Source organism: Shimia sp., assembly GCF_041624275.1.
Lineage (GTDB): Bacteria > Pseudomonadota > Alphaproteobacteria > Rhodobacterales > Rhodobacteraceae > Shimia.
The window spans coordinates 1-11,269 of the sequence record NZ_JBFJVE010000092.1 but is presented as its reverse complement, the minus strand read 5'-3'; the positions used below and the strand labels follow the sequence as shown (position 1 = coordinate 11,269).

At 68.0% G+C, this 11,269-nt stretch carries 12 protein-coding genes; 1 reads left to right on the top strand and 11 read right to left on the bottom strand.

The features are described 5' to 3' along the window. From ABZD10_RS08865 to ABZD10_RS08825, 9 genes are all read right to left on the bottom strand, one after another. On the bottom strand, nucleotides 1–906 hold a 906-nt coding region (locus ABZD10_RS08865), incomplete at its 3' end, for an alcohol dehydrogenase catalytic domain-containing protein (RefSeq protein ID WP_372885896.1). Between the two features lie 89 nt (nucleotides 907–995). Further along, nucleotides 996–2,198 (bottom strand): TCR/Tet family MFS transporter, encoded by a 1,203-nt coding sequence (locus ABZD10_RS08860; RefSeq protein ID WP_372885894.1) that lies wholly within the window; start codon nucleotides 2,196–2,198, stop codon nucleotides 996–998. Continuing rightward, entirely contained in the window at nucleotides 2,198–3,526 is a 1,329-nt protein-coding gene (locus ABZD10_RS08855; protein ID WP_372885892.1) for a lyase family protein, read from the bottom strand. Before ABZD10_RS08855 ends, ABZD10_RS08860 begins: the two co-directional genes overlap by 1 nt. A 25-nt stretch (nucleotides 3,527–3,551) precedes the next feature. Then, complete coding sequence (locus ABZD10_RS08850) at nucleotides 3,552–4,265, bottom strand: alpha/beta fold hydrolase (protein WP_372885890.1); 714 nt, start codon at nucleotides 4,263–4,265, stop codon at nucleotides 3,552–3,554. Continuing rightward, nucleotides 4,258–5,064: a 3-oxoadipate enol-lactonase gene (pcaD, locus tag ABZD10_RS08845; RefSeq protein ID WP_372885888.1), complete on the bottom strand. Its 807-nt coding sequence runs from the start codon at nucleotides 5,062–5,064 to the stop codon at nucleotides 4,258–4,260. The genes ABZD10_RS08850 and pcaD overlap by 8 nt, the downstream gene beginning before the upstream one ends. Before the next feature lie 3 nt (nucleotides 5,065–5,067). Next, nucleotides 5,068–6,258, bottom strand: a complete 1,191-nt coding sequence (locus ABZD10_RS08840; protein WP_372885886.1) for an endonuclease/exonuclease/phosphatase family protein — start codon at nucleotides 6,256–6,258, stop codon at nucleotides 5,068–5,070. Between the two features lie 99 nt (nucleotides 6,259–6,357). Beyond that, nucleotides 6,358–7,320 carry a threonine/serine dehydratase gene (locus ABZD10_RS08835; RefSeq protein WP_372885898.1) on the bottom strand — a complete coding sequence of 321 codons (963 nt, stop codon included), beginning with the start codon at nucleotides 7,318–7,320 and terminating at the stop codon, nucleotides 6,358–6,360. 8 nt (nucleotides 7,321–7,328) lie between these two features. Continuing rightward, on the bottom strand, nucleotides 7,329–8,162 hold the full coding sequence (locus ABZD10_RS08830; RefSeq protein ID WP_372885884.1) for an alpha/beta fold hydrolase: 834 nt from the start codon (nucleotides 8,160–8,162) through the stop codon (nucleotides 7,329–7,331). Further along, nucleotides 8,163–8,849, bottom strand: a complete 687-nt coding sequence (locus ABZD10_RS08825; RefSeq protein WP_372885883.1) for a haloacid dehalogenase type II — start codon at nucleotides 8,847–8,849, stop codon at nucleotides 8,163–8,165. Between the two features lie 135 nt (nucleotides 8,850–8,984). Between ABZD10_RS08825 and ABZD10_RS08820 the strand changes: the two genes are divergently transcribed. After that, nucleotides 8,985–9,413, top strand: a complete 429-nt coding sequence (locus ABZD10_RS08820) for a peptidylprolyl isomerase (RefSeq protein WP_372885881.1) — start codon at nucleotides 8,985–8,987, stop codon at nucleotides 9,411–9,413. A 180-nt stretch (nucleotides 9,414–9,593) separates the two neighbouring features. Here the strand turns inward: ABZD10_RS08820 and ABZD10_RS08815 are convergent, their stop codons facing one another. After that, nucleotides 9,594–10,385 carry an enoyl-ACP reductase gene (locus ABZD10_RS08815; RefSeq protein WP_372885879.1) on the bottom strand — a complete coding sequence of 264 codons (792 nt, stop codon included), beginning with the start codon at nucleotides 10,383–10,385 and terminating at the stop codon, nucleotides 9,594–9,596. 5 nt (nucleotides 10,386–10,390) lie between these two features. Beyond that, the coding region (locus tag ABZD10_RS08810; RefSeq protein WP_372885877.1) for a beta-ketoacyl synthase N-terminal-like domain-containing protein at nucleotides 10,391–11,269 on the bottom strand (879 nt) is incomplete at its 5' end.

Below are 11,269 nucleotides of genomic sequence, written 5' to 3'. Positions count from 1 at the left end.
GCCCTGCATGCCCTGACCCAGCGCCGCCAGAATGACCGGCTCATAGGTCGACATCTGCCCCGAATGCGGCATGCCGACCATGATCACCTTGCCGCCGCCCGCCAGATAGCGCGGCGCGTCGTCATAGGCGCCGATGGCGCCCACGGTGACGATCACCGCATCGGCGCCGCGGCCCATGGCGCGCATCGCCTTGATCCAGGGTTTCCTGTCGGTCGCCAGCACCCCGTCGGTGGCGCCGAACTCGCGGGCTATGGCCAGTTTCTCCTCGCTGACATCCACCGCCACGATGCGTCTTGCGCCGGCGATGCGGGCGCCCTGAATGGCGTTGAGCCCGACCCCGCCGGTGCCGATCACCACCACGTCCTGACCGGCGCGCAGCTGCGCAGCATTGACCACCGCGCCGACCCCGGTGATGACGCCGCATGCGATCAGGCTGGCGGCCTCCATCGGGATCGCGCCGGTGAATTTCACCACCTGGCTCTGGTCGACCACCACCTTCTCGGCAAAGGCGCCGCAGGCCATCGCCTGATGCAGCTTGCCGCCCGAGGCGGTGCGCAGCGGGCCGTGATCGCCGTCATAGGGGGTCTCGCAGCCGGTCGGCCGGCCGCCGGAGCAGGAGGGGCAGGTGCCGCAGGCCCGGATCAGGGTCACGATCACCTTGTCGCCGACGGCGATGCCGGTGACGCCGGCGCCCACCGCCGAGACCTCTCCGGCCGCCTCGTGGCCATAGACCGCCGGCAGCGAGCCGCCCCAGCCGCCATCGGCATAGGAGATATCCGAGTGGCAGATCGCCACCGCGTCCAGCGTCACTTCGACCTCGCCGGTCTCGGGGGCGCGCAGCAGCACCTCCTCGACCACGAGCGGCTGCCCGAATTCATGGCAGACTGCGGCTCTGATTGTTTGCAACTGACCTCTCCCTTGCTCGGTTTCGGCCAGCGTTGCGGCCCCGGCGGGTCATGGCAAGCCGGAATGAGACAAAGCATGTCGCAAACAGATCAGACGCGACGTCGCGAGCGCCAGAAAAGCGCGATCGTGGCCAGCATGATCGCCGCCGAGAGCAGAAAGGGCGCGCCCGGCGCGAAGACCGGCGCGTCATTGCCCGAGAATCGTGCAAAGACCTGCGTCATCACCACCGGCGCGAGGATGGTCGCCAGCGAGACGAGGCTGCTCAGCACCCCCTGCAATTCGCCCTGCTGATCGTCGCCGACCCGGCGTGACAGGATCGACTGCAGCGCCGGCGCTCCGATCGCCGCCAGCGCCGCGAAGGGCACCGAGATCAGGATCAGCATCTCGTGGCGCATCAGCCCGTAGAACAGCAGGAAGACCAGTTCCAGCACCAGCCCGACCATCACCGTGCGCCGGTCGCCCCAGGCCCGGATCGCCGGCGCCACCAGCGCCCCCTGGGTCAGCGCATAGACGCTGCCGTAAAGCGCCAGCGACATGCCCACCATGCCCGGCGACCAGCCGAACAGGGCGGTGCCGAAATAGGGCCAGATCGTCATGTAGACGATCAGCGCCACCTGATAGAGGAAAAAGGTCAGCAGCAGCATGCGGATCTCGGCCAGCCGGGCGACGGCGCGCAGGGCGCCGAAAGGGTTGGCCCGGGCCCAGCGGAACGGCCGCCGCAGCCGCGCGGGCAGGCTTTCGCGCAGCGACAGGTAGCCGAACAGCGCCGTGCCCGCGGCCAGCGCGGCGGCGGCAAAGAACGGCGCCCGGGTGCCAAGCTCGCCCAGCAGCCCGCCCAGGGCCGGCCCCATCACAAAGCCGATGCCGAAGGCGGCGCCGACATAGCCGAAGCGCCGCGCCTTGTCGCCGGGGGCGGAAATATCGGCCATATAGGCATTGGCGGTGGAAATGGTGGCGGCGGTGATGCCGCCGACGATGCGCCCGGCCAGCAGGATCCAGATATTCGGCGCCAGCGCCATCACCAGATAGTCCAGCGCCATCACGCTGAGCGAGACCAGCATCACCGGGCGGCGCCCGAAACGGTCCGAAAGATTGCCGACCACCGGCCCGAACAGGAACTGCATCACCGCGAAGGCGGTGGTCAGGATGCCGCCCCAGACCGCGGCATGGGCAAGGTCGCTGCCGCTGACCTCCTGGATCAGCTCGGGCATCACCGGCATGATGAGGCCGATGCCCATGGCGTCGATCACCGCCACGATGAGAACCACCAGCAGGGGCAGCCGGCTGCGCATCAGATCGCTGCGACCCGCTCTGCGAAACGCCGCGCCGCCTCGGGCGCATGGCCCATCTGCCGGCCCGGATCGAAGATCGCCGCCAGATCCAGGTCGGGATGGTCGCGCGCCGCCAGCGCCTGCAACGGCACGCCCGAGGCCTGCGCCTCGCGGCACAGGGCCTTGCTGGCGTCCTGCGCCTCGGGGCGTCGCATCGCGGCGCAAAGCGCATAGGACAGGGCCTCGGCATGGATCAACTGCAGGGGCTCGGCCGCCGCCCGCGCCATCACATCGGCGCGCGGCGCCAGCACCGCCATCTGCCGCGCGGCCAGTTGCAGCGCCGAGGCGGCGCCGAGACAGATCTGCGGCAGCGCCAGCCATTCGGCAAACCAGGCGGCGCCGTCGCGCTGATGTTTCTGCACCGCGCCGGCCTGCAACGTCGCCTGAAGCCCGCGCGCCTGATGCGCCAGCGCCACCAGCGCCGAGGCCATCACCGGGTTCTGTTTCTGCGGCAGGGTCGACGAGCCGCCGCCGCCGCCGAGATCGACCTCGCCGATGCCCGACATGGCCATGGCAATCAGGTCTTCGCCGATCTTGGCCAGCGCCAGGTTGACCCGCCCCAGCCAGTCGGCGATGCGCAGGACCGGCGTGCGGTCGCCGTGCCAGTCGCGCCCCGGATCGCCGAGGTTCAGCGCCGCCGCCATCCTGCCGCGCAGCTCGGCCGCCCTCGGCCCATAGGCCGCCGCCGTGCCCGCCGCGCCCGACACCGATACGATCAGGGTTTTCGCGCGCAGATCCGGCAGGTCTTCCAGCAGCGAAATCAACGGGTTGCCCCATTCGGCCACCTGCGCCCCGAAACTGGTCAGGCTGGCGTGCTGACCAAATGTACGGGCCACCATCGGCGTCTCGGCATGCGCCTCGGCCAAAGTCCGCATCGGCGTCAGGACCGCCTTCAGCCCGGCCTCGGCCTGACCCAAGAGCTGGCGCAGCCGCAGCATCAGCGCGCTGTCGATGATATCCTGCGAGGTCGCCCCCCAATGCACGAACTGGGCATGTTCCGGCGCCTCCATGGCCTTGCGGAACGCCGCCACCAGCCCCGGCACGTTGACCCCGTTCTGCCCCGTGGCCTCGGCCAGCCCGGCCGGGTCGAGCGGAATTTCCATCGCCGCCCGGTGAATGAAAAACGCGCTGTCCTCGGGGATGATCCCCATTTCGCCCTGCACCTTGGCCAGGGTGCCCTCGACCAGCATCATCGCCCGCACCTCGGCGGCGTCGGAAAACAGCCGCCCGGCCTCGCCGGTCGGGAAAAGCCTGGCAAAAAGCGCGCTGTCGAACACCGAACCGGCCATGGTCACTCCTTTGGTTTCGCGCCCGTCAGGCGGCGCGGTCAATATCGTCTATCAGCCTTGCCAGCCCTTCGGGGTCGGCAAAAAAGGGCGAATGTCCGCAATGCATCTCATGGACATCGCCCAAAGGCCAGCCCCGCGCCATCTCGGCCTGGAACTCGGTCGGGATGGCGTTGTCGTAAAGGGTGCGGATATAGCTGCGCGCCACCGCCCGGTGCCCCTGACCAAGAACGGCCGGCGTGGTCTGGGGCAGGGTGGCCTGCGGCGTCAGATGGGCCAGCGCATATTCGGTGGTGCCGGCGGGGCAGTCCTGATAGAACACCTCGCGCGCATGCTCCGGGTCGATGTCATAGGAGGCGCCGTCCGCGGCCCGCCGCACCGCCTTCAGGATCGGCTGGCGCGGCGCCAGACGGCGCATGTCGACCAGCGAATGCCCCTCGCGCGGGACATAGGCGCAGAGATAGATCAGACGTTTCAGCCGCTCGGGCGCGCGGTCTGCGGCCAGCGTCGCCGGAAAGCCGCCCCAGCTGTGCGCCACCAGCACCGTCTCGGACCCCAGCGCCGCGACCACCGCCTCGGTGCAGCTGTCCAGCGTCACCTCGGCCAGGGGCGTCCTGTCGGCGCCATGGCTGGGCATGTCGAGGCTGCGCACCCGATGGCCGCGCGCCTCAAGCGCCGGGATCAGGTCGCGCCAGCACCAGGCGCCGTGGCACGACCCATGCAGCAGCAGGATGTCAGACATCGGCAAGGCCACCGACATGGCCGGTGTCGCGCAGGAAATCGCTCAGGATGCCGGCGTAGTCCTCGGGGCGCTCGACACAGGGCAGATGCCCGGCGCGGCGGATCAGCCGGAACTGCGACCCCGGCACCAGCTCGGTGGTCTCGCGCACCATGTCCGGCGGGGTCGAGCCGTCCTCGGAGCCGGCAATGCCCAGAAGCGGGCACTTGAGCCCGCTGGTCGGGGTGATGAAATCGGTGCCCGAGATCGCCGCCGCGCAGCCGAGATAGCCCGCGACCGGCTGGCGCAGCATCATGTTGCGCCAGAGGTCCAGCTCGGGCGTGGCGCGAAAATCGCGGCTGAACCAGCGCGCCATCGTGGCATCGGCCAAGGCCTCGATGCCGCCCTTGCGCACCGCTTCGATACGCTCCTGCCACATCGCCGGGGTGCCGATCCGCGCCGCCGTGTTCGACAGCACCACGGCGCGCAGCTGGTCCAGCCGCTTCACCGCCAGCCCCTGCGCCACCATGCCGCCGATCGACAGGCCGACAAAGACCGCATCGCGCACCGCGAGGTGATCCAGCAGCCGCTCGGCATCGCGCACCAGCGCCCCCATGGAATAGGGCCCCTTGGGGCAGCTCGACAGCCCGTGCCCGCGCATGTCATAGCGGATCAGGCGCAGGCCGCGCGGCAACAAGGGCACCACCTTGTCCCAAAGCCGCAGGTCGGTGCCCAGCGCATTGGCAAAGACCAGTGGCGCGCCGCCCGGATCACCATCCTCGCGGTAATGCAGCCGCAGCTCGCCCAGATCCGCCATCCGCATCGCTCAGTCTCCCAGTTTCATATGTGCCATCACCTGCCCATGGTCGCTGGCCAGCTTGTTATAGGGCGCCTCGGCGTGGCTGCCATCGGTGATATGGTCGTTGAAGACGCTGAAATACTCCATCTCGCCGATGCGCGCCGCGTTGTCGGGGTGGAAATGCCGCGACAGGTAGATCTGATCGAGGCTCTCATAGACGCCGCCGAAGGCCGAGGTATAGACCATGTCGCGCAACGACTTGCGCACAAAGAGTTTCTCGGCGCTGGTCAGGCGGTGCGCCAGCACAGCGCCGCGAATATCCCTGTCCTCTTCCTTGGAATAGCGGTCGTTGTAATCCTTGGCGTCATGGCGCAGCATCCAGGAATAATTGCGGAAAGGTTGCTCGCCCGAGATGATCTCGGAGCTCACCGCATGTTCGCCTTCGTTGAAATCCCCCAGCACCATCACCGGGTTGCCCCTTTGCAGCTCGGCCACGACCTCGCGCCGCAGCACCCAGGCCTCGGCCATGCGCCGCACCGCCGCCCTTAGAGCCCCCATGGCGCGGCCCACCGGGTCATAGCGGGTCAGATCCGCCTCGGGTGCATAATCCGCCCCCCTGGGGCGCAGATACTCGCCCAGTTTCGACTTCAGATGGCAGTTGAACACGGTGATCACATGCCCGCCCACCGGAATGCGCAGCTTCAGCAGCGGGCGCGACAGGCGGCTCAGGGTAAACTGCCCGGCCTCCTCGCCGCCGAGCTCGCGAAACGGGATCTCCAGCGGCACCGGCAACTGCTGGATCACCTCCGGTGCGCCGACAAAGCCGAAACGCGACAGCACCGCCAGCCCCGGCCGCCGCTGCCCCGGCGCGCCATCGTTCATATTGGGGGCAAAGGCCAGCGCCGCCTCGGAATAATCGCGGTACCCGAGTTTGCGAAAGATCGCCTTCTTGCGATAGCTCTTGGACTTCGGCGGCAGCACCGCGTCGTTGCTCTCGCGCCCGATGCGGTCGGTCTCGGCGATCACATCGCGCAGCGCCGCTTCCTCGAAGATCTCCTGAAAGCCGACGATATCGGCATCCATCGAGAACATCTGCTGCGCCATCCAGTCCTCTTTCCAGGCGTATTCCTCGGGGGTGTAGGACTGGAACTGGTAATACTCCCGATCCGCCCCGATCAGGTTCTTGACGTTGAACGACGCGATGGTGAACCGTGTCATATCCGCTCCTCAAAAAAACCGGTCAAGATGTTCCCGACCCCCGGCTTCATCTCGCCAAAAATACTCAAGAAAAACAACCGCACCTCGGGCAGGACCAGTTCACCCAAAACGCCCCAGCGCCTCCTGAAACATCGGCGCGTCCACATTGCCGCCGGTGCAGACCGCCACCACGGCCTCGCCGGCGATCTCGTCGCCGTGAAACAGCGCCGCCGCCAGCGCCGCCGCACCGCCCGGTTCGACGACGATCTTCAGCCGCGCAAAGGCCAGCGCCATGGCCCGAAGGCAGTCCTCTTCGCTGACCACCAGCCCGGGCCCGCAGAGCCGTTGCAGGATCGGAAAGGTGATCTCGCCGGGGCTCGGGGTCAGGATGGCATCGCACAGCCCGCCCGATGTGCGGACATTGGTCTCGATCCGCCCCGAGACCAGCGAGCGGGCGACATCGTCGAACCCCTCGGGCTCGCAGGGCCGCGCCCGCAGGCCCGGCGCCTCGGCCTCCAGCGCCAGCGCGATGCCCGAGGTCAGCCCGCCGCCACCGCAGCAGACCAGCACATCGCCCCGCGTCACCCCCAGTTCGGCGGCCTGTTCGGCGATCTCCAGCCCGGCGGTGCCCTGGCCGGCGATCACCTGCGGCGCGTCATAGGGTTTGATCAGCCTCAGGCCACGCGTTTCGGCATATCTGTCGCCGATCGCCTCGCGGCTTTCGCCGCCGGCCCGGTCATAAAGCACCACCTCGGCGCCAAGCGCCCGGGTGTTGGCGATCTTCATCGCCGGCGCATCGGCCGGCATCACGATCACCGCCGGCGCGCCATGGGCGGCGGCGGCCATGGCCACACCCTGAGCGTGGTTGCCGCTGGAATAGGCGATGACGCCGCGCTTGCGGGTGTCCTCATCCAGCGCCGAGACTGCCGACCAGCCGCCGCGAAATTTGAACGATCCGGTGTGTTGCAGACATTCGGCCTTCACCAGCAGCCGGCGCCCGGCGATCTCGTCGAGAAAGGGCGAGGTCAGCATGGGGGTGCGCCGCGCGTGGCCTTCGAGGCGCGCGGCGGCCTCGCGGATCATGGTGATGTTCACGGTTGCAGCTCCTTGATCCATTTTGACAAGGCAGCCACCGACTCGGCCTCGTCGAGAAAAGGCACATGGCCGCGATCCGGCACCGTGGCGGCGATCAACCCCGGCAGCCGGGCCTGCATTTCGGCCAGGGTCGCGGCGCTCAGGATGTCCGAGCCTGCGCCGCGGATCGCGGCCACCGGCTTGCCGGCCAGGGCCTCGAACAGCGGCCAGAGATCGGGCGGCTCGGCCTCGGGGTCGAAGGTCGCCAGCACCGCGTCGCGCAGCTTCGGATCATAGGTGATGCCAAGCCCGCTGCCGGTGTCGGGATAGTGCTTGCGCACCTCCTCGAGCCAGCGTTCGGCGGGCACATTGGCGAACCCCGCCAGCCGGGCGCCGTAGTGGCGCGCCGCCTCCGCGTGGTCGGCCCAGGGCGGGGTGCGCCCGAGAAAGCCGGTGATGCTCTGTAGCCCGTCCATCTCGATCACCGGGCCGATATCGACGAAACAGACGCCGAGCAGCCGGTCCTGCACCAGCGCCGCCATGGTCAGCGCGATCAGCCCGCCGCGCGAGGTGCCCAGCACCGCCACCCGGCGCAGGCCCAGATGCTCCAAGAGCTCGAGCACATCCTGGGTCTCGCGCGGGATATTGTAGCTCATGTGGTCCGGCGCGTGATCGGACCTGCCGCGGCCGCGATAGTCGAGCCGGATCACCCGGCAGCCGGCCAGCGCCGGCAGCGCATAGTCGAAATCGCTGCCGTTGCGGGTCAGCCCGGACAGGCAGAGCACCGGCAGGCCCCGGCCCTGGTCGCTATAATGCAGCGACAGCCCGTCGGAGGTCAGGAAGGCCGCCATTCAGACCCCCGCCAGATCGGGGATGGCGGTCAGGTCCGACAGCACATGCGCCGGTTTCCAGGGCAGGCGGTCGACCGGCTCGCCGGCGCGGTTGACCCAGGCGGTGACAAAGCCGAAGCCGCTGGCGCCGGCGGCGTCCCAGCCGTTGGAAGAAACGAAGAGAACCTGGTCTCTTGCGCAGGAAAACCTTTCGGTGACAAGGGCATAGACCGCGTCGGCCGGTTTGAAGACGCCGACGTCCTCGACGCTGAGCACATCGTCGAGCCAGGGCGCGATACCGGCGCTGGCGACCGCGCCCATCAGCATGTCGGGCGAGCCGTTGGAGAGGATGGCGGTGTTGAAGCCGCGCTGTTTCAGCGCCGCCAGCATCTGCGGCACCTCCGGGTAGGCGCTGAGTTCCCAGTAGAGTTGCAACAGCCGTTCGCGCAGCGCCGCGTCGCCGTCGAGCCCGCGCGCCTCGAGCGCCCAGTCGAGCCCGTCGCGGGTGACCTGCCAGAAATCGGTATGGGCGCCGGTGATGGCGCGCAGCCAGGTATATTGCAGCTGCTTCTGGCGCCAGAGTTCGGCGATCTGCGGCCAGTGGCGGGCGAAATCCGCGCGCCCGGGATCGGCGGCGGCCTCGCGGGCGGCGGCGGCGACGTCGAACAGCGTGCCATAGGCGTCGAAGATACAGGTGGTGATGGTCATGCGCGGTTCTCCCCGGGGCCATTCTGTCGATCCTCGCGGCGCTGTCAAAGCCTGATTGCCGCCCGGCGCCACCTGTTTGCCATTCCGGGCCGCAAAGCCTAGGGTGCGGCCGCACAAAACAGAACTGGATATCTCATGACTGCTGCAAAATCGGGCGACACCGTTCGCATTCACTATACCGGAACCCTGAGCGACGGCTCGGTCTTCGACAGTTCCGAGGGCCGCGAGCCGCTGGAGTTCACCCTCGGCTCGGGTCAGGTGATCCCCGGTTTCGACAGCGGCGTCACCGGCATGAGCGTCGGCGAGAAGAAGACCATCGAGATCCCCTGCGAAGAGGCCTATGGCCCGGTGCAGGAGGGCGCCCGCCAGGACGTGCCGCGCGATCAGATCCCGGCCGAGATTCCGCTGGAAGTGGGGCTGCAATTGCAGATGCAGTCGCCGCAGGGGCAGGTGATCCCGGTGACCGTGGTGGCGGTGAGCGATGAGGCGGTGACGCTGGATGCCAATCACGCGCTGGCCGGCAAGGACCTGACCTTCGCGCTGGAACTGGTGTCGATTGCCTAATTGCTGATTGGGGGCAGGGGCGTTGCCCCTCTGTCCCCGGCGCAGGGCCGGAGACATTCACCCCAGGATATTTCAGGCAAGAGAAAGAGTATGGGCGACGCCCGGTCTTGCGGGTTGCCAGATGTAAAGAAACCGCGCTTGTGAGGGCGCGGTTTCTGGTTTTTGGGGTTTGGCGCGCGGCTAGAGGTTTTCGCTCTGCGGCATGCCGAGGACATGATAGCCGCCATCGACGCGGATGATCTCGCCGGTGGTGCAGGCGCCGGCCTCCGAGGCCAGATAGACCGCGGTGCCGCCCACCGCCTCGAGGGTGGCATTGGCGCGCATCGGCGCGTTGGCCTCGGTCTGGCGGAAGGTCTTGCGGGCGCCGCCGATGGCCGCGCCGGCCAGGGTCTTCATCGGGCCCGGCGAGATGGCGTTGACCCGGATGCCGTCGGGGCCGAGGTCATTGGCCAGATAGCGGGTGGCCGATTCCAGCGCCGCCTTGGCCACGCCCATGACGTTGTAGAAGGGGGTGACCCGGTTCGAGCCCTGATAGGTCAGGGTCAGCACCGTGCCGCCGTTGTCCTTCATCAGGGGATGGGCGCGGCGCGCCACCTCGATCAGCGAATAGCAGGAGATGTCGAGGGAGTTCTTGAAATTCTCGCGGCTGGTGTCAAGAAAGCGCCCGGTCAGCTCGTTGCGGTCGGAATAGGCGATGGCATGGACGATGAAGTCGATGCTCGGCCATTTCGCCGCCAGCTGTTCAAAGGCCGCATCCAGCGAGGCATCGTCGGTGACATCGACATCGACCAGGAAATCGCTGCCCAGGCTCTCGGCCAGCGGCGCCACGCGCTTGCCGAAGGCCTCGCCCTGGTAGGTAAAGGCCAGCTCGGCGCCGGCGCCGGCCATCGCCTTGGCGATGCCCCAGGCGATCGAGCGGTCATTGGCGACGCCCATGACCAGGCCGCGTTTGCCTTTCAGAAGATCGGACATGTCGCTTACCCCTTGTATTTGCTGAGGATCATCGAACCGTTGGTGCCGCCGAAGCCGAAGCTGTTGGTCATCACGCTGTCGAGGCCGGCGTTTTCGACCAGCGCGGTGGCGATCTCGCCCTCGTTGATCGCCGGATCCAGGGTCTCGACGTTGATCGAGGGGGTGATGAAGTCGTTGTCGAGCATCAGCAGGCAGAAGATCGCCTCGAGCGCGCCGGCGGCGCCCTGGGCGTGGCCGGTCATCGACTTGGTCGAGGAGATCGGCGGCTGGGTCTGGCCTTCGAAGACCCGGCGCACGGCTTCGACCTCGCCGACATCGCCGACCGGGGTCGAGGTGCCATGGGCGTTGATATAGTCGACGCGGCGGCCTTCGGGCAGGGTTGCCAGCGCCAGGCGCATGGCGCGTTCGCCGCCTTCGCCCGAGGGCGCCACCATGTCATGGCCGTCCGAGGTGGCGGCAAAGCCGGTGACTTCGGCGTAGATCTTGGCGCCGCGGGCCAGGGCGTGGTCAAGCTCTTCCAGCACCACGATGCCGCCGCCGCCCGAGATCACGAAACCGTCGCGGGTGGCGTCGAAGGCGCGGCTGGCCTGCTCGGGCGTGTCGTTGTATTTCGAGGACATGGCGCCCATGGCGTCGAAGAGGCAGCTCAGCGTCCAGTCGAGTTCCTCGCCGCCGCCGGCGAACATCACGTCCTGCTTGCCCATCATGATCTGTTCGGCGGCATTGCCGATACAGTGCAGCGAGGTCGAGCAGGCCGAGGTGATCGAGTAGTTGATACCCTTGATCTTGAAGGCGGTGGCAAGGTTGGCCGAGATCGTCGAGGACATGCATTTCGGGACCGCGAAGGGGCCGATGCGCTTGGTGGCGCCGGTCTTGGCCACGGT

What these genes read in the sequence shown, in the direction of transcription:
- ABZD10_RS08855 (WP_372885892.1), bottom strand. Translation starts at nt 3,526, where the DNA reads ATGGCCGGTTCGGTGTTCGACAGCGCGCTTTTTGCCAGGCTTTTCCCG.
- ABZD10_RS08830 (WP_372885884.1), bottom strand. Translation starts at nt 8,162, where the DNA reads ATGGCGGCCTTCCTGACCTCCGACGGGCTGTCGCTGCATTATAGCGAC.
- ABZD10_RS08825 (WP_372885883.1), bottom strand. Translation starts at nt 8,849, where the DNA reads ATGACCATCACCACCTGTATCTTCGACGCCTATGGCACGCTGTTCGAC.
- ABZD10_RS08850 (WP_372885890.1), bottom strand. Translation starts at nt 4,265, where the DNA reads ATGTCTGACATCCTGCTGCTGCATGGGTCGTGCCACGGCGCCTGGTGC.
- ABZD10_RS08820 (WP_372885881.1), top strand. Translation starts at nt 8,985, where the DNA reads ATGACTGCTGCAAAATCGGGCGACACCGTTCGCATTCACTATACCGGA.
- ABZD10_RS08840 (WP_372885886.1), bottom strand. Translation starts at nt 6,258, where the DNA reads ATGACACGGTTCACCATCGCGTCGTTCAACGTCAAGAACCTGATCGGG.
- ABZD10_RS08835 (WP_372885898.1), bottom strand. Translation starts at nt 7,320, where the DNA reads ATGATCCGCGAGGCCGCCGCGCGCCTCGAAGGCCACGCGCGGCGCACC.
- ABZD10_RS08815 (WP_372885879.1), bottom strand. Translation starts at nt 10,385, where the DNA reads ATGTCCGATCTTCTGAAAGGCAAACGCGGCCTGGTCATGGGCGTCGCC.
- pcaD (WP_372885888.1), bottom strand. Translation starts at nt 5,064, where the DNA reads ATGCGGATGGCGGATCTGGGCGAGCTGCGGCTGCATTACCGCGAGGAT.
- ABZD10_RS08860 (WP_372885894.1), bottom strand. Translation starts at nt 2,198, where the DNA reads ATGCGCAGCCGGCTGCCCCTGCTGGTGGTTCTCATCGTGGCGGTGATC.